The organism is Nitrosomonas oligotropha, from assembly GCF_009833085.1.
In the GTDB taxonomy this organism is placed as follows: Bacteria; Pseudomonadota; Gammaproteobacteria; order Burkholderiales; family Nitrosomonadaceae; genus Nitrosomonas; species Nitrosomonas oligotropha.
Genome location: NZ_QRBZ01000021.1, coordinates 66,195 through 84,866, shown reverse-complemented (window position 1 = coordinate 84,866; position 18,672 = coordinate 66,195). Strand labels below are relative to the sequence as shown.

At 50.6% G+C, this 18,672-nt stretch carries 11 protein-coding genes; all 11 read right to left on the bottom strand.

Annotated features, from left to right (window positions below; all coding sequences use genetic code 11):
- Positions 1-2 precede the first annotated feature (2 nt).
- The gene (locus tag ABD07_RS06970) at positions 3-2,117 is read right to left on the bottom strand and encodes a TOL_0244 family TonB-dependent receptor (RefSeq protein WP_240142460.1); all 2,115 of its coding nucleotides are present in this window, start codon (positions 2,115-2,117) and stop codon (positions 3-5) included.
- Positions 2,105-4,168, bottom strand: coding sequence for a TonB-dependent receptor plug domain-containing protein (locus ABD07_RS06965; protein ID WP_160817720.1), 2,064 nt, complete (start codon positions 4,166-4,168; stop codon positions 2,105-2,107). The genes ABD07_RS06970 and ABD07_RS06965 overlap by 13 nt, the downstream gene beginning before the upstream one ends.
- 169 nt (positions 4,169-4,337) lie before the next feature.
- On the bottom strand, positions 4,338-6,281 hold the full coding sequence (locus ABD07_RS06960; protein ID WP_160817685.1) for a GGDEF domain-containing response regulator: 1,944 nt from the start codon (positions 6,279-6,281) through the stop codon (positions 4,338-4,340).
- Positions 6,268-8,388, bottom strand: a complete 2,121-nt coding sequence (locus tag ABD07_RS06955; protein WP_160817684.1) for an EAL domain-containing protein — start codon at positions 8,386-8,388, stop codon at positions 6,268-6,270. Before ABD07_RS06955 ends, ABD07_RS06960 begins: the two co-directional genes overlap by 14 nt.
- A complete protein-coding gene (locus ABD07_RS06950; protein WP_160817683.1) occupies positions 8,385-11,147 on the bottom strand; it encodes a response regulator in 2,763 nt (920 codons plus the stop codon). The genes ABD07_RS06955 and ABD07_RS06950 overlap by 4 nt, the downstream gene beginning before the upstream one ends.
- Positions 11,147-11,818 carry a YfiR family protein gene (locus ABD07_RS06945; protein ID WP_338040556.1) on the bottom strand — a complete coding sequence of 224 codons (672 nt, stop codon included), beginning with the start codon at positions 11,816-11,818 and terminating at the stop codon, positions 11,147-11,149. The genes ABD07_RS06950 and ABD07_RS06945 overlap by 1 nt, the downstream gene beginning before the upstream one ends.
- On the bottom strand, positions 11,819-13,309 hold the full coding sequence (locus tag ABD07_RS14975; RefSeq protein ID WP_338040555.1) for a TonB-dependent receptor plug domain-containing protein: 1,491 nt from the start codon (positions 13,307-13,309) through the stop codon (positions 11,819-11,821).
- Positions 13,273-13,824 carry a TonB-dependent receptor plug domain-containing protein gene (locus ABD07_RS14970; RefSeq protein WP_240142459.1) on the bottom strand — a complete coding sequence of 184 codons (552 nt, stop codon included), beginning with the start codon at positions 13,822-13,824 and terminating at the stop codon, positions 13,273-13,275. Before ABD07_RS14970 ends, ABD07_RS14975 begins: the two co-directional genes overlap by 37 nt.
- Positions 13,825-13,836: 12 nt before the next feature.
- Complete coding sequence (locus ABD07_RS06935; RefSeq protein ID WP_240142458.1) at positions 13,837-15,702, bottom strand: TonB-dependent receptor plug domain-containing protein; 1,866 nt, start codon at positions 15,700-15,702, stop codon at positions 13,837-13,839.
- 326 nt (positions 15,703-16,028) lie between these two features.
- A complete protein-coding gene (locus ABD07_RS06930; RefSeq protein WP_240142457.1) occupies positions 16,029-16,511 on the bottom strand; it encodes a YfiR family protein in 483 nt (160 codons plus the stop codon).
- Positions 16,512-16,622: 111 nt separating this feature from the next.
- Positions 16,623-18,503: a TonB-dependent receptor plug domain-containing protein gene (locus ABD07_RS06925; RefSeq protein ID WP_160817681.1), complete on the bottom strand. Its 1,881-nt coding sequence runs from the start codon at positions 18,501-18,503 to the stop codon at positions 16,623-16,625.
- Positions 18,504-18,672: the final 169 nt, after the last annotated feature.

Genomic DNA, 18,672 nt, shown 5'->3' with positions numbered 1-18,672 from the left:
GCTTAGAAGCGCCACTGCGCCCCGCCATAGATTCCTCGCGGAATAAAGGCTGGCGATGAGGGCAGGAAATCAGCCACAAACTCCCGGTGATTCTGACTGAACAGGTTTTGCCCGACAACGAACAGCTCAAGGTTTTTGACCGGTTTATACGCCATTCTGGCGTCCATCGTGACATAGCCGGGGATGTTGTAGTACGAGATATCGCTGATATAGCGCAACCAGAAATTGGCTTCCAATTTATCCGATAAATCGTGGTTGGAACGGAGTGACAATTGATGTTGCGGATTGACTTTATCAGCGCCGCTGGTAATGGGGTCAAACCTTTTTGTCAATGAACTCGCGGAGATATCCATGTGCAAGAAACTGTAATTGCCTTGCAAGCGCCATTTGTCCGTCGGCTTCCAATCAGCGGAAATCTCAAATCCGTAAGTTAATGCGGATGCTTTATTATTGCCCATGACCGGCAATAACAATTGAATGGGCATCCCTGTGCTGAGCGACAATGCGCCGAAGCTGGCATCGCGCAGCTGACTGTAATCGTTAACAAATCCGGCAATGTCGACGGACGCGCGCGGAGAGAATTGATGACGATAGCCTAATTCATAAGCGATGAGTTTTTCCGAATTAAAACCGTGCGAGCCTTGGATTACCGCCAATAGCGGGAAAGGCAAGATCGATAATCCCGGGAAATCACGGATTTGCGCCGCATTGATGCGGATGTCGTTTTCAGCCCGGGAAGGGGTGCGAACTGCGCGCGAAACCGCCATCCAGACCGAGTTCTCGGCATTGGGCGTCCACATCAAGCGTGCGTTGGGTTGTACTTCCAATCCGCTGAAATCATTGTGATCCACACGAGTACCGATTAAGAGCCGCAAGTAATCCGGTATTAGCGCGATTTCGTCGCGGATAAAACCGCTGAAGAGCTGATTGGTTCGAGTGCGCGGACTAAAATTAATGATGTCGGTATCGAAGAACGTATTATGATAAAGCCGGTAATTCGCGCCCCACGTTAAGTCATGCCGGTCGAACAAGGGAAAACGATGCTGGAAATCAAGATCGAAGCTTTCAGCGTCATAATCAACAACCGGCAATATTTTTTGGCGGATACGGTCATAGTACGTTTGAAACATAATGGAAGAACGATCGGAGATTGTCCGGTCCCAGCGGAAACGGATATTGCCCCCTTCCTCATAGCCACGGTAACCGTTCAACGGGATTACCGGCAAGTCGAGTACCGCTCTATTGATCCTGTCGCCATTGGAATTGAAGAAAACATCGCCTTGCAGAGTGAATTGATCAATCCCGCGGCTATGGTCTACCCGGAATCCTCCTCTGGACGAATGCCATTGGTCGCGATTGTTTTCTCCGGCTAACGATGTTGTGTTGTCCCGGGTGAAGCCTTTGGCATAGACGCGGAAAGGCGTGTCTTCGTTAATTTTTCCGCCATAACGCGCACCGGTGAAGGCGTGCTCGAAACTTCCACCGCCCGCGCTGAGCAGTGTTCCTTGCGTATCCGCAGCTTTCTTGGTGATGATATTAATCACGCCATTCACCGCATTCGCTCCCCATACCGCAGCGGCGGGTCCGCGGATCACTTCGATACGTTCGATATCTTCCATCAACGTATCCTGGTGTTCCCACAACGTCCCGGAGAATAAGGGGGAATACACGCTGCGACCATCCATCAGGACTTGCAATTTATTCGCAAAGCGGCCGTTGAAACCGCGCACACTGACCGCCCATTTATTGGTGTCGATACGTTCTACTTGGACGCCGGGCGCCATGCGCAGCGCATCCGGAATACTCGTCGCACCGGAGCGGCGGATGTCGTCCTGGGTGATCACAAACACAGCCGATGCGACTTCAGTCAGTTTTTGCGGGCGCCGTGATACCGTGGTCACTTTGACGTTCATCAATTCTTCGATGCTTAAATTCAGAAATTGATCTTGGGCAAGCTTACCGTTTGCCGGTGCACGTGTTACAAAACATCCCAGGAAGCAGAGAACGGTCAGTTGCACCAGCCATTTAAGCATTAGAGCCTGCTTGTGGATCGCCGGTTCGGCTTGCATTTCGATGTGCTGATGAGTTGTTTGTCCGGTCATCGCTAAAACCGCCATTCCGCTCCGGCATAAACGCCGCGCGGTATATAAACTGGAAATGAAGGGAGAAAATCGGCAGAGAATTCTCTGTGATTTTGGCTGAACAGGTTTTGCCCGACCACAAATAGTTCCACATTTCTGAGCGGCCGATGCACCAGTTTGGCATCCATAGTGACGTAGCCGGGAATGCGGTAGAAATCCACGCTGCTGACGTAACGCAACCAAAGATTGAGCTGCAATTTTTCCGATAAATCGTAATTCGAGCGGATGGATACCTGATGTTGCGGACTGACTTTGTCGGCGCTGCCGGTCGTCGGGTCGATTCGTCTAAGTGGCGAGTCGGAGTGAATATGCATATTCAGGTAACTGTAGCTGCTTTGCAGACGCCATTTGTCATCCGGTTTCCATTCAATCGATGTTTCCACGCCATGTGTATGCCCCGAAGCTTTGTTCGTCAGCCCGACCGGCAGTATCAAATGGGGCGGGAAGCTTGCGTGAAACAGCGGCAATCCGACGGATAGATCGCGTAACTGGCTATAATCGTTATAAAAAGCGGATATATCAATGGAAGCTTGGGGTGAAAACTGATGCCGGTAGCCCATTTCGTAGGCGATCAGTTTTTCTGCATTGAAGTTTGACGCGCCATTGAGTTGCGCCAAAACCGGAAACGGAAGCAACGCTGATAAGCCGGGAATTCCACCGAGTGTCCGGGTGTTGAGCTGGATATCATTTTCCGCCCGGGAAGGTGTCCGTACTGCACGGGAAACAGCCATCCAGATCGAATTTTGGATATCCGGTGTCCACATTAAACGTGCGTTGGGCTGGATTTCCATACCGGTGAAATCATTGTGATCAAAGCGCGAGCCCAGATTGAGCCGCAAGCGTTCGGGCAGCAGCGTGATCTCATCGCGAATGTAGGCGCTGGCGAGATGATTGGTTTGCTCACGCGGACTGAAGGAAATCAGCTCGGTATCGGATACTTTGTTGTGATAAAGACGGTAGTTCGCTCCCCACGTCACATCGTGCCTGTCAAAAAGCGGGAAACGATGTTGCAAATCAATGTCAAAACTTTCGGCGCTGAAAATGGAGCTGGTTAATAAGCGGTAATCGACACGATCATAATACGTTTGCAGCATGATAGCCGATTTTTCCGAGAACTTCCGGTCCCAGCGCAAGCGGATGTTGCCGCCTTCGTTATGCCCTCTGGCCGTTTCTGCCTGGATGAGCGGCGCGCTCAATTGCGATTTGTCCAGCCGGTCGCCAAAGGCGTTGTAAAAAATGTCACCTTGCACGGTAAACAGATCGATGCCGCGCGCATGATCCAGCCGGAAGCCTCCTCTGGCTTGATGCCAGGCATCGTTGGCATTTTCCCCGGTGACTGTTTTCATGTGGTCGCGGGTGAATCCCTTGACATAAAAACGGTAGTGCGTGTCATCGTTGATTTTTCCGCCGTAGCGCGCGCCCGCAAAGCCGCGCTCAAAACTGCCGCCGCCGCCGGAGAATAATGCGCCTTGCGTATCCGCTGCTTTCTTGGTGATGATATTGATCACCCCGTTAACTGCATTGGCGCCCCACACGGCTGCATTGGGGCCGCGTATGACTTCGATACGCTCGATATCTTCCATCAGCGTGTCTTGCTGTTCCCATTGCACGCCGGCGAACAGCGGATTGTAGACGCTGCGGCCATCCATCATGACTTGCAGCTTGTCGGCAAAACGTCCGTTGAAGCCGCGTATGCTAATGGCCCATTTGTCCGTGCCGACGCGCGCGACCTCGACTCCGGGGGCCATGCGCAAGGCTTCCGGGATACTGGTTGCGCCAGAGCGGCGGATGTCGTCCTGAGTGATGACAAAAATGGCTGAAGGGACTTCGGATAGTTTTTGCGAATGCCGCGATGCAGAGGTTACTTCGACTTTCATCAATTCTTCGATGCTCAGATCGAGGAAAGGATTGCTTGCCGGTTGCTTCCCGGTGATCGATTTGTTTTCCGCCGATGCGGAATTCGCCAACCAGCAGAGGGCGATGACGATCAATAGCTTCGGATGGAATGGTTTTGCCGGATTAAGCATCGAAACCAAAAGTCATCAATTTCCGGCGGGTGCGATCGTGCGGCATTTGTTTTTGCTAAAAACGATATCTGTCAGAAGCGACCATAATACTTTGTCAGAGAATTCTTCAAAACCTTGATTACAGCAAATTCAGGCTTGTTTTTCAAAAATTAAGAAAAAAGCCTTCGGGTTAGGTTTTAGCCGGTGGTTGAGCGGTGATGGATGGCGCAGGCAGGAGTTTGTTTTTTAACGCCAGAAAAACCCGGTTTCTCCCTGCGTTTTTGGCTGCATAAAGAGCCTTATCAGCGGCATTGACCAGATGGTCTTCACTTTTCATGCCGGGTTCTTTAAGCGCGACGCCAATACTAATGGTGATCTGGATATTGATTTCACCGATATTGATTTGTTGTTGGCTGATTTGCTGGCGCAGTCTTTCGGCGAATAGAATGACCGACTTGGCATCCGAATTTCCAAGCTGGCATACGACCAAAAACTCTTCACCGCCCATGCGGCAAAAAGTATCGCCTTTGCGCGCGGTTTTTCGGATGACCGCGGATAATTCTTTTAGCACTTTGTCGCCAATGGCATGACCGTAGTTATCGTTGATGACTTTGAAATGATCAATATCCAGGAGCATCACAGCCATTAACTGCCCGGACCGGTTGGCGACACTCCAGGTTTCCGCCAGCGCTTCCATGCCGGAGCGCCGGTTCGGCAACTCCGTGAGCATGTCGGTTAAGGCGAAGTACTCCAGTTTGCGGTTGGTAACCGCCAATTCAGCGGCAAAACGCTTGAGTTGCTCGCGGTCGCGTTCCCAGGATTCCTGTAGTTGCCGATAGTGCCAGGCTGCTCGCAACCGGGCCCGGAAAGCACGGATGTTAATCGGCTTGGTAATGTAATCATCCACACCGGCGTCGAATGCCTTAATGACTTCTTCCTCATCTTCGATGCTGGTCAGCATGATGACGTATAGATTTTGTCCCCAATCGGTTGCGCGCAGGGCCCGGGTCAATTCAAGCCCGTTCATAACCGGCATCATCCAGTCGGTGATAACGATATGCGGTAAGACTTCCATCGCTAGCGCCAATGCTTGCTGACCGTCACCGGTGGTGAACACGGTGTGGCCGAGTACATTAGAGAGCAATTCTTTAGTGAGAATAAGACTGGTGGGATCATCTTCGACCAATAAGATACGCAACGCAGCGGCATTCGTTGCATTCTCCGGGCGTGGCGCTGAAGCGTTCATCATCTTGTGGAATGGCAGAGGAAAATCCATGACAGGGATCTTCAATATCGCGCCCCATGCGTGCCATTCTTGTACGATTTGGTCGATAAAAGCGCCGAATGTTTCGGTATCCAAGCCAATTTTTCCGCCCAGCAGTATCAGTGCGGAAATATGCTGGTTCCGTGTGGATTCTTCGGTTAGAGCGAAATCCGCGATTTGTTTGGCCAAATACAGCAGATGCACAATCTGGTAGGGGCGGGAGCCTTCGGAGAAACCCGATTCGTCCGGGGTTTCATGATAGTAAATGGATTCGACAAAGATCGTGGGAAAGCCGAAATGGATCAACATGGCAGCGGTCAATTCGTTATGATCGGTTTGCAGATACTGTTGTTCCAATTGACTCAGTGTGATGTCAGGGGATTGTTTCAGCAGTATTTCAGAATACTTGTCCGGATAAATTGAAGCCAATGCCAAACAACCGATACGCATCATCAGGCCGCAGGCGAATAGTTCATCCGGTGCTGTTACCCGGGTCACTTTGCCCAATTCCTGCATGGCAATCGCCATCAACAACGAATGCGACCAGAACTCCTGATAGTCAAATCCCTGGCTGGAGCCTTTCTGGTATTGGTCGATCAATGAAAACCCCATGGCCAGTTGCTTGACCGCGGTCAAACCGACGCGCGACACCGCATCCGAGATCGATGAAACGGCGCGCGCGGTTTGCTTGGTGGCATTGGCGCGCTGAATCAGACGGCCTGAGAGCGCCGGATCGGTCTGGATCAGTTTGGTGATTTCACTGATGGTGACATCCTCTTGCCGGCAGGCTTCCAGCAAGGCGAGCGCGACGCCTTTGGGGCTGGGCAGTGAAGTGCTGATATTTAATTGATTGATGTCAGCTACTTTCATGATTGACTCCATTCGGTCTGAGTGGCTCAATGCACCACTGCTTATCGGTCAGCGCGAGCATTTCCTGCATCGTGATCGGTTTGCTGAAGTAGTAGCCTTGCAAAGTTTCACAGCCGAAATATTTCAAGACTTGCGCCTGATTCAGCGATTCGATGCCTTCGGCGGTAACGGAAAAGCCCAGATTCTTCGATAACGAAATAATCGCCCGGACAATCGCGAGATTCTCTTTTTTATCCAGCAAGCCGCGCACAAAGCTCTGATCAACCTTGATATTATTAATGGGCAAGCGCTTCAAATAATTCATCGACGAATAACCGGTACCGAAATCATCCAAGGCGATTTGGATATGATGTTCACGCAACGCAAGCAGTGTGGCCAAGGTATTCTCGCTATGCTCCATCAAAGCGCCCTCGGTAATTTCCAATACCAGCTTGTCGGGCGGGAAACCGGTTTCCGCCAGGATATCGAGCACATTTTTAACAAAATCGGGATTTTTAATTTGCAGTGGCGAGAGGTTGACCGCGACCTGTAACACCCGTCCGCGTTGATGCCATTGTGCGGCTTCGGTGCAGGCGGTTCGCAGCACCCAGTCACCGATCGGAATGATCAAGCCGTTTTCTTCCGCCAAGGGAATAAAGTCGAGCGGTGAAATAAGTCCTTGTTTGGGATGCTGCCAGCGGATCAGCGCTTCCACTGATTGGAAGTTTTCTTCCGCTACATCCAGCTGCGGCTGGTAGACGAGATAAAATTCGTTCTGTTGCAATGCATTGCGTAAATCATTTTCCAGATGCATGCGTCTCTCGGCCTGGAAGGTCAAGTCGACGTTGTAGAACTGACAATTATCCCTACCTTCATTCTTGGCGTGATACATGGCGGTATCCGCATGCTTGAGCAAAGTTTCCGCGTCTGTGCCATCGTCCGGATACAAAGCAATTCCGATGCTTGCGGTTAACACGACATCGCGGCTTTCAAGCTGAAAAGGGCGGCGCATGGCTTCGCGGATGCGGTGTGCCAGAATCAAGGCATCTTCGGTGCGCGGAAGATTGGGAATGACAACCGTAAATTCGTCACCGCCGAGGCGGGCGAGTTTAACTTCCGGCTGTTCGGCATTGTTGCGGGAAACAAAATCGGAAGGGCGCGTGCTGCTCTGTAACCGTTCGGCCGCCCACTGTAGAATGGTGTCGCCGGTATTGTGTCCCATGGTGTCGTTGATACTTTTGAATCCATCCAAATCGAGAAATAGTACCGCTAATTTGTTGCCCGTAAATTTGGCGCGTTTAATTTCTCCTTCCAAGCGTTCCATGAACGATTGGCGATTGGGCAATCCGGTCAGATTATCGAAATAAGCGAGGTGAAATATTTTGTTTTCGGAATCTTTGCGTTCCGTGATATCGCGCACCAGGCACAGTGTTTCCTTGGGATCGATAACCACAATACGGTTTTCATAGTATCTGGTTTTGCCATCGGCCAGTTTGAGCGGGTACTCGAAAAGCTCGACCGTGCCGTGGCTGCGCGCACGATCGGCCGCGCCCAGATAAAGGCTGACAATTTGTTCCGGCAGGTTTTGGCGTAATGTGCTTTCCGCGCCGGAAGTCAACCAGGGTGTGTTATCCGGATGGCTACAGATATCGATGATCTTGCCTTTGTCGTTCAAGATGAACATGGTATCGGGGATGGCGCTGAAAATGGCTGTACTGCGCGCATTGGCGACTTTGAGCGCGAGCATGTTCAGGTAGCCGCGCCGTAAATACAAAATGCGATAGGCGATCAAATTCCAGTTGATGGGCTTGGCGATGAAATCGGTCGCACCGGCTTCAAAGGAACGGTTGATCGATTGCATATCATCCATTCCGGTAACCATCATGATGGGTAATTCGTCGCCCACTTTTTCCCGTAAATACGAACAAACCGCATAACCGTCCATACCCGGCATTTCAACATCCAGCATGACCATATCCGCAGGCCCGGCTTCAAACAGGCGAACCGCTTCCACGCCGTCGCATGCCACGGTGACATCGAAGCCTGCTTTTTCTAAAGCAGCCTGCATGAGTAATCTGACCGTCGCATCATCATCGGCCAGTAGGATTCTGAAAGATTCTGTCGTCACGATGGATTGAGTATTTTTTTAATCTCGATAATTACGCTTTGGTATTGTTGCTGCATGTTCTGCTGTAACGTTTGGGCATGCGCAAGCTCTCCTGATCGTCCATCCGCTTCCAGCTGCTTGAAGATGGCGGATAAGTCTTCGGCGCCAATATTGCCCGAACTGGATTTTAACGCATGAGCCGTTTGGCGCAGGCTATCGGCATCGCAATTCAAAATGGCTTGCTCAAGCTGACGCATATTGCTTTCAGCGGATTCGAGAAAAGCTTGCAGAATTCTGTTCAATAAGCTATCCCCACCCGATGAATCAAGCTCCCGGATTTGATTCAGCCGTGTCGGATTGAGTGCAGGCATAATGTTAGCATCATGTTTCATATCAATAGCTTCTAATTTTACAGTATTCAATGAATTACTTTTTTCTTTAGATAACCAATCGGTGATTTTTTGCTGCAATTGATCGATTGAGTAGGGCTTGGAAAGAAAGTCGTTCATGCCGGCGTTTAAGCAATGGGTGCGATCATCTTCGGTGGCATTTGCCGTCAGTGCAATGATGGGGATATTGCTGAATTGTTTGCGGATTTCCGAGGTTGCCGCAAAGCCATCCATCACCGGCATTTGACAATCCATCAGAATAATATCGTACGGATTGCTGTAAACCAGTTCTACCGCTTGTTTTCCATCGTTCGCAATGGTCGTCTCCATGCCAAGCCTGTTCAGCATCGCTTTAGCCACTTCCTGATTGACTGGATTGTCCTCGGCGACCAGAATCCTGCCCTTGATTTCCGATGTGAGCTGAGCCGGCGGCGCTTGCTCAATAACAGCCTCCGTGGGGGATTTGGCGAGATCGCGGCCCATTACGTCACGGATAATTTCAAATAACTCCTTCTGGCGGATTGGCTTGTTGACGCATCGCAGAATCCCGATGCTTTGTCTTTCCAGCTGGCTTGCATCACTATGGGTTGAAGTGAGCATCATCATGCGTGTTTTACGCATGCCGGGGTGCGCATAAATTTTATCGGCCAACTCCAAGCCGTTCATTTTGGGCATATGCATGTCCAGTATGGCCAAATGAAAAGGCTCATTGTTTTCCAACGCCTTGTTCATAAACATGAGCGCTTGTTCGGCGCCATTTGCGCACACAACGTTAACTTGCCAGTTCTGCAACTGTATTTTAAGAATCTCACGGTTTGTCTGATTGTCATCGACAACCAATGCCTTGATGCCAATTAAATCGGCGATATTGGAAGAATGACTGTACTCCAGCTGCGATTTTTCCAGCTGCACATGTATCCAGAATTTGGAACCTTGACCCGGCAAGCTTTCGACATGGATGCTTCCGCCCATCAGTTCCAATAATCGTTTGCAGATCGTTAATCCGAGTCCGGTTCCGCCATATTGACGCGTCGTAGAACCATCGGCTTGAGAAAAATGCTGGAAAATCTTGCCGTGATGCTCTGCAGGAATGCCGATCCCGGTATCTTCCACGCATATGCTGATGTTTGATCGTGTCGCCGATTCATGGGTCAGCGTGGTGCGGATGACCACTTCGCCTTCGGATGTGAATTTGATGGCATTATTGAGCAGATTAGCGATGATCTGACGTAAGCGGAACGAGTCTCCGCGCACCATGAAGGCGATATTGGGCGGGGTAAACTGTGCCGCCAGTTCCAGGCCTTTTTTGTCAGCCGGTTGCGCGAACATGGCCAATGTGTCTTCAATCATTTTGACCAAATCGAAATCGATGATTTCCAATTCCATGTGATCCGACTCGATTTTGGAGAAATCAAGAATGTCGTTAATGATGCCCAATAGATGCTGGCCCGAGCTCTGGACGGTATCTGCAAAACGGCGTTGATCCTTATCCAGGTGTGTGTCCAGCAACAGCTCGGTCATACCCAGAATGCCGTTCATCGGCGTGCGGATCTCGTGGCTCATCGTGGCCAGAAATTCACTTTTCGCCTTGCTCGCGGCTTCGGCAGACTCTTTTGCCAGCACCAGCTCGGCTGTGCGTTTGGTGACCTCTTCTTCGAGGTGATCCAGATGGTTTGCCAGCTTGGCATCGCGTTCTTGGATCATCTCGAGCATGCTATTGAATCCCTTCGATAAGCTATTCAATTCGGCAATGGCTCCCGGTCTCAATCGTGTGGTGTAATCCGCCTTGCTGGTGACGTGTTCCATGACCGAAGAGAGGTTCTTGAGGGGATCCAGCACGGAGCGGTTAAGCCGTTGCAGCATCAGGTTGGCAATGAATAGAGCGATGATAGCCGCGGCGATGGTAATCACAACATACCAAAGAATTTGCCAGTAAAGCGGAGATAAAGTGATTTCCAGATAAAGGCCGCCCAGAAGCTGATCATTGAAGTAAATGGGCTGCGTAATGGTTAATAAGTGCGTATCCGATGCATAGCTTTCATTCAGTGAGGATAACGTTTCCGGGAGCGATTTGTTTTCAACCGAGTACTGCGCGAATTGTTTCTTTTCTTCATTATAGATCGCCGCAGCCTGGACTTCCGGGGTGTTGTTGAGCGAATGTAACAGCGTCTTGGCGGTGCTAGTGTCCTGGAACATCAACGTTGCCACCGCGTTTTCGGCCAGTAATTTTGCCGTCGATTGACTGGTTTGCAACAGCGAGAAAAAACTGATGAAGAAGCTGCTCAAGATAACCAGTGTTGCAACCAGCAGCATCGCTGTGCCCTGGGTGGCAAAGCTGATTTGTTGCAATTTGGCGCGTAATGTCACAGCGGTGGACGGTGAATTCTTCATTATTGATATACCTCACTGGCGAAACGTAGTAATTGAGAGCTGAGTTTTAAGCCATTTCTTTTGGCGCTGGCAATATTGGCTTCAAAGGTTACTTTACCTTCTTTGATAGACATGTTGATTACAACACCTTGCAGGCTGGCATTAGGGTTATCACTGATGGTTAATATCGGCTTCCCATTCAATTGATTGAGGATGGCGTTAAGGTCGTGAATGACGGATCTGGAGATAAAAACTATCTGGCACATGGAAAGATCCTCGATGTTATGAGTATGTCGAATCAATATTTCCTGTTCATTGGTTTTTTTGCCCCGTAAGTGTTGCAAATGTTCACCGAATGGATCTTCACCATAGATGCAAAAATTTAAATTGAGATTTTGCTGATCCGGCCACTCAGTATAAGCAATAAAATTGTAGAGGAAAGCCACTTTTAAGCGATATTCCGGCGGTTGTTCAGCGCGTGTCCCCGGGGAATAAGTCAATAACAAGCAGCATAACGCAAGAATCGCGCAATGACGCAAGCTGGATTGATTGCTATTGTGGCGATAGCCCAAATAGCCCAAAGCACTGGCAGCCTGCTTAACCGGCATACAGCCCGCCATAATCCAAGCTTTCGCTATGCGAACGATGAGCTGACGTAATTTGGGGAGCAGGAAAGTCATACCGGCACGCACTTAAAAACGATAATCTAATCTGAAGCGAGCCGTGCGGCCAGGCTGCCAGAAGGCATTCTGCCAATTGGTATCCGCGGCCGGATGCAGATAATTTTCGTTAAACACGTTATAAATACTGAGCGAAGCTTCCAGCCCTTTCACCCGAAGAACATTTGTGACCAAATTGAGATTGGCGAGGACGTAGCTATCGGTATTGCTATCGTCGAGCGTTTTACGCTTGCCGTAGTACTGCAATTCATAACCGGCGTGTAGTCCGGTAATGAGCGGTATCGGGATGGATACGTTAATTTTCCCCAAGTGATAAGGCGAATTAACCAAATGGGAATTGTGTTGTTCGGCATTCTGGATGCCATAGCTGGTGCGCAGCCGGGCTCCAAAATCCCATGTTTTATCGAGCGATAGCTCAGCGCCTCTGGCCAGGACTCTTTTTCCGGTCTGTTGGTACTGCGATAGCCCGCTGACCGGATCGGCACCCAATGCGATGATATTGTGCATATCCCATTGATAAAGCGTTGCACGCAGATTCATACTGGGCAGCGGCAGGTAATCCGCCACGAACTCAGTGGTGTCAGCCATTTCGCTATGTAATCCCGGATTGGCCACTTGGTTGGCACCATCGCTGTAGTTACGTTCAAACGAATTGGGTGCGCGATGCGAGCGGCCGTACAGCGCCTTAAATGTCGTTTTGGGCGTGGCTTGCCAAATCACTGCGCCACGCGGGCTAAACACGCTATCGATCCACTTGTTGTGGTCATAACGCAGTCCTGCGGTTACCGACAAAGTGTCGTTGATGCGCCACTCGTCTTGAATATAGGCGCCCATCCGCAGCACAGAATTGTGAATCGCGATATTCTGATCGGGATTATCGAAATTCTGAAAAGTTTGTTTGATGCCGGTGTTGTTTTGATATTCAACACCGAACATTAACTTATGATTGGCGATTGCTGTTGAAAGCAAGCGTAATTCGGCGCCGTGCCAGTCGCTGGGGCCGGTGGATAACGTTCTCTCGCCACCGTAGACCATCGGATTGTCATAGCGGTATTGACCGAGAAATAACCGGCCAAGCACGTTCAAAGTATCGTTGGCGAAATGATCGTTGTATTGAATTTGCGCATTGAGACGGCGATCGCGCTGAAACTGGCCGGTCACTAGCGGATCCGATAAATAAGCACCCGTTGGATCTTGTTTTTTCCGGTCGCCGTAAATGAAGTCGAATGAAAGCGGACCGTACGAAGCGCGGGCAAACATCTGTTTGACGTTTTCCCCATCCATGTGCCGCGCCACTCCGGATAGGCCGGAATCACCAAATTCAAAAAACCGGTTTGTTCCCCTGGACTGAAGACCCGAAAAAGAAATTAATGCATCCGCGCCATTATCGAATTGCTTACCCAAGGTGACGCGTTCCTGCGGCATCATTTCCGCCGTCTGATACGACGCGGAGAGTTCGGCGCCTTTCACGTCGGCGCCCTTGCGGGTAATAATATTGACCACGCCAGCATGGCATTTAAACCGTAAATCGTGCTGCCGGACCAGGGAATAAATTCAATCCGCTCAATCAAGTCGATGTCGAGCGGAAAATCCCGTCTCGTAGGGCCTTGATCGTAGGTCGCGTCATTGATGCGATTGCCATTGATCGTAATCAGTACACGGGAATTGAAGTCTCCGGGCTGACTAAAGCCTCGCGTGCCCAGGTATTCATATTGATAATCGTACGTGGTATGAATTCCGGGTAAGCTCGCCAATGCCTGATTCAGTGTGCGCCCGCCGTAGGTGCGGATATCCTTGCGCGTAATCACACTGACAGCGGCAGCCGCTTGTTGTTGCTTCTGCTCATATTTTGAAGCACCCACGACACGGATATTCATTAATTCTTCTATGCTCATCTGCTCTAAATCCTTGGCGGCATAGCCAGGTATCGCTTGGGTGAAAAGCAGGGATAGCAGCAATGCGGTATAGCAACGCATTGCTACGGGTGTTCTGGGCTTGTAAAACTGTTGTAATACCATATCGGCGTGCACTTAGTAGCGATAATCCAATCTGAAGCGAACTGTCCGGCCAGGCTGCCAGAAGGCATTCTGCCAATTGGTATCCGCAGCCGGGTGCAGATAATTTTCGTTAAACAGGTTATAAATACTGAGCGAAGCTTCCAGCCCTTTTGCCTGAGGAACAGGGGTAACCAGATTGAGGTTGGCGAGCACATAACTATCGGTATCGGTGCCGTTAAGGGTTTTGCGTTTACCGTAGTACTGCAACTCATATCCGGCCCGCAATCCGGTAATTAGCGGTATGGGAATGGAAAGATTGAGTTTGCCGAGATAATAGGGCGAGTTAGGCAAATGGGAGTGCTGTTGTTCGGCATTCTGGATACCGAAACTGCCGCGCAAGCGCGCGCCCCAATCCCAGGTTTTATCCAGCGACAGTTCCGCGCCCCTGGCCAGTACTTTTTTCGATGTTTGCTGGTACTGGGAAAGCCCGCTGAGCGGGTCAATGCCGAGATCGATCAGGTTGTACATATCCCATGCGTAAACGTTGGCGCGCAAGTTTAAGGTTGGTTGCGCCAGATAATCCGCCACCAGTTCGGCGGTGTCGATGAATTCGCTGTGCAGTCCCGGATTGGCAACTTGTGCCACGCCATCGTTGTAATCGCGTTCGTTTGAATTGGGTGAACGATGCGCGCGGCCATAGAGCGCTTTGAAAGTTGCCTTGGGTGTGGCCTGCCAGATCAATGCACCGCGTGGACTCAAACGGCTGCCGATCCACTGGTTGTGGTCGTAGCGCAAGCCGGCGGTGGCGGACAGGGTATCGGTGATGCGCCATTCGTCTTGCAGATATACGCCCAAACGCATCATGGAACTCTTGATGGCTATATTTTCGTCCGGGGAACTGAAATTCTGGAAAGTCTGCTTGATGCTGGTGTTGTTCTGGTACTCAAAACCCGCCATCAGTTTATGATCGGCAAAAGCCGTCGACAGCAAGCGCAGCTCAACGCCATGCCAGTCGCTTGGGCCGGTCGACAGGGTTCTGTCACCACCGTAGATCATCGGATTATCATAGCGGTACTGACCGAGGAACGCCCGCCCGAGTACGTTTAAGGTGTTGCTGGCAAAATTGTCGTTATATTGAATCTGTGTATTGAGGCGTTGATCGCGCTGGGATTGGCCTGACACCAGCGGATCGGAAAAGAACATACCGGTTGGATCATCCTTACGCCGGTTACCATAGATGAAATCGAACGACAACGGGCCATGCGAGGCGCGGGCGAACATTTGCTTGACGTTCTCTCCATCCATGCGGTGTGCGAGACCGGAAATGCCGGAATCGCCGAATTCAAAGAAACGATCCGCGCCGCGCGCTTGTAAACCGGAAAAGGAAATGAGCGCATCCGCGCCATTGTCGAATTGTTTGCCCAAGGTGACACGTTCTTGCGGCATCATTTCCGCCGTCTGGTACGAGGCCGACAGCTCGGCGCCTTTTATGTCAGAGCCTTTGCGGGTAATGATATTGACCACGCCAAGCATGGCGTTCTGGCCGTATACCGCGCTGCCCGGCCCGGGGATAAACTCGATCCGTTCGATCAGATCAATATCGAGGGGGAAATCCCGCCCTGTCGGCCCTTGGTCGTAGGTGGCGTCGTTGATACGATTGCCGTTGATGGTGATCAATACGCGCGAATTAAAATCCCCCGGCAAGCCAAAACCGCGCGTGCCCAGATATTCATACTGATAATCGTAGCTGGCATGGATGCCGGGCAAGCTTGCCAGCGCCTCGTTCAGCGTGCGCCAGCCGTAGGTGCGGATATCCTTGCGCGTGATGATGCTGACAGCAGCGGCGGCCTGCTGTTGTTTCTGTTCATATTTGGCGGCGCCGACAACGCTGATGTTCATCAGTTGTTCCAGACTCATCTGTTCCAAATTCGATGATGCGAAAACTGGGGATACCGGTGCAAAGACCGAATAAAGAAGTAAGTGTTTTCTTACATCAGAATTTTTGATAGAAAAAAGGGATTTGGGCAGAGCAAACACAATCGACAGATTTAATTCTCAAATCATGGAATTTAAACATGGTGGATTGAGTATCAAAATGAAGAGAAGTAAGATTATTCTTATCTTAATCCAAATATTCAATAAAAATTTTCATTAAGAAAATAAAAATCTGTATAAATAATACGGATTTATGCTGAATGGAAGCAGTGGACGAATTGGGCTTGCTATTACTGATGCACCTCGGTAGCAAGGCGCAGCAATTGAGAGCTTAAGTTTAAGCCGGCTTTCCTCGCCCGGTTTAAGTTAGCTTCAAACGTGATTTTGTCATTTTTAACATTCATGTTAAGTACAACACCTTGTTCACTTACCCCGGGACTGTCCGCCACGGTTAGAACCGGTTTGTCTTGGATGCTATGGATTACACCCGCCAAATCACCGATCGCGGCGCGGGAGATGAAAACCAGCTGACATCGATCGAGTTGGTCGATCGTATTCATTCTATGGATGATTACTTTGCGCTCATTGATATTCTTTTTCCTCATTAATGAATCGAGATCCTGGCTGAAAGGATCTTTTCCATAAATGCAGAGGTTAAAATTATCCGTGGTGCGGTCAGGCCAAGAAGTGAAGATCGCGAAGTTATACAAAAAAGCGGCTTTCAGCGTATATTCAGCCGCTTCATCTGCGTGCGCGTTCGATGACAGAGCCAAACATGCGCCGCATAGCAGTACGCTGAGTTTTGCATAAGGTATTCTGCATGCGAATAGCCTGCATAACCGGTGGATGAATAGCTTGAACGTTGCCGTCATCGTGCGATATTGTTAGAAGCGCAACGTGAACCGGCCAAAAACGCCGCGCTGAATTTGTACTGGCATTGTTGGGATCAACTCCGGTGCGAACTCCTGATGGTGTGACTGTAACAAATTCTGTCCGATTAAGGATAGTTCCATGTTTGACTTCGGTTTCCACGCCAACCGCAAATCCAGTGCTTGATAACTGGCAATTCCTAACCCCGGTAATTTATCGATGTGACGGAAAAAAGCATCCAGTTCAACGTTTCTGACCAGATCCAGCTGCGTGCGCAGGGTGAATTGATGTTTGGGATCCGCGCCCGATTCGGCTTCCTGACCCAGCGGAATCCGGTTTCTCACTTGCAAATGGCTATAACTGGGCATGAAGCGCAAGCGCTCCAGCGCATTCCACTGTCCGTAAATTTCAAAGCCGAAAATATGGGTGTGGCGCTGATCGGTGATTTGAATAGAATCCGGAGATACGGTTTTTTCACTGGTCGAATTTGAGTAGTCATTGAAGAAACCGGCGATATCCACTGATAAATCCGAAGTTATCTGACGCCGGTACCCGGTCTCAAATCCCCACAACGTTTCAGCCAGCAGATGCGGATTGCCGATGAGGCGGATAAATTCCGCGCCATCCCGGATTAATTGATTGCCGTCACGCTCAAAGCGCGATGGCAGGCGTATCGAGCGCGTGGCGGAAGCCCAGAAGGACTGTTTGGCATCGAGTGTCCACAGCAATCGGGCATTGGGTAAAAAATTCCCGTGCGAGTAGGTGTTATCGAGAAATTTAATCCCTGCGGTCAGCTTCAGCCGGTCTTCCACCAGAGGAATATCCGTTTGCGCAAAAACATTGCCAGTCTGCAAGTGGCGTCTTGCGGGATCAAAAGAAATCGGCAAGCCCACACCCAGTTGATCCGTTGTCCAGCGATAGCCGCCACCCCAGACGATATCCTGCTGGATAGGAATAAAAGGAATCTGAAGCGGAAAACGATGCTGGAAATCCACATCGACGGTCTGGCGGGTTTCCCGGAAAGACAATTCATTGCGGTGCGTGCGGTCATAATACACTTGCAATGCGGTATTGGAACGCTCGCCAGTGGTGCGTTGCCAGCGCGCCAATGCATGCCCGCCGGCCAGATTGGCGTCTTCCGCGCGGATAGTGGCAGATTCAGGATCCGCGGGGCTGGCGAAAGCGGTATTCTGACCGGCTTTGCCACCGTAGTACTGACCTTGAAAAGTCACGGCGTTGCTGTCGTTGACATCCCAATCTGCGCGGAAACCGACTGTTCCCATGCGCCAGCTGTCGTTGGCCCCATTCGGACTGAAACTGTTATCGCGGGTAAATCCTTTGGTAAAGAAGCGGTAGAAAAAACTGTCGCCGATTTTTCCGCCGTGCCGCAGTGTGGTGAATCCTCGCTCCTCGCTACCGCCGCCCGAGGTGATTAAATTGCCCTGTGTGGTTCTGGCGTGCTTGGTGATGATATGGATGGCGCCATTGGCGGCATTGGCGCCCCAGATGGTGCCGCTCGGCCCGCGGATGACTTCGATGCGTTCGATATCTTCCAGCGGAACATCCAATGTTTCCCAGAATGTGCCGGCAAACAATGGCGAGTAGACCGTACGGCCATCGATCATGACCAGCAGGTCGTCGGCAAAGCGGCCGCTGTATCCGCGCGAGGTCACTGACCATTTATTCGCATCGATGCGCGCCACGGATAAGCCGGGCGCCATGCGCAGCAGTTCGGGAATGCTATTGGCGCTGGCGCGGCGGATATCCTCCTGGGAAATGACAAAAACCGCCGCAGGTGTGTCACTCAAGGTTTGTGGCTTGCGTGAAACGGTCGATATTTTCGTGCTCATCAGTTCGGCCAGCGAAGCGTCGGAGATATCCTGCTTCAATGGCATATTTTGGGCTGTGACTGCGGTGCTCGTACCTGAAAATAAGAGGTAAAACAGCAGATGCTTCCAAGTTACACGCGTTGTTTGCTTATTGGAAGTCACGGTCATGAGTGAAGGTGCCGGGTGTTTGATAAGAAATTTTTGCGCGCAAAATCATGGGATTCAGGATTGTAAT

Coding starts and splice junctions, on each gene's coding strand:
- ABD07_RS06970 (WP_240142460.1), bottom strand. CDS start 2,117: ATGGCGGTTTTAGCGATGACCGGACAAACAACTCATCAGCACATCGAA.
- ABD07_RS06965 (WP_160817720.1), bottom strand. CDS start 4,168: ATGCTTAATCCGGCAAAACCATTCCATCCGAAGCTATTGATCGTCATC.
- ABD07_RS06960 (WP_160817685.1), bottom strand. CDS start 6,281: ATGAAAGTAGCTGACATCAATCAATTAAATATCAGCACTTCACTGCCC.
- ABD07_RS06950 (WP_160817683.1), bottom strand. CDS start 11,147: ATGAAGAATTCACCGTCCACCGCTGTGACATTACGCGCCAAATTGCAA.
- ABD07_RS14970 (WP_240142459.1), bottom strand. CDS start 13,824: ATGGTATTACAACAGTTTTACAAGCCCAGAACACCCGTAGCAATGCGT.
- ABD07_RS06935 (WP_240142458.1), bottom strand. CDS start 15,702: ATGAACATCAGCGTTGTCGGCGCCGCCAAATATGAACAGAAACAACAG.
- ABD07_RS06925 (WP_160817681.1), bottom strand. CDS start 18,503: ATGCCATTGAAGCAGGATATCTCCGACGCTTCGCTGGCCGAACTGATG.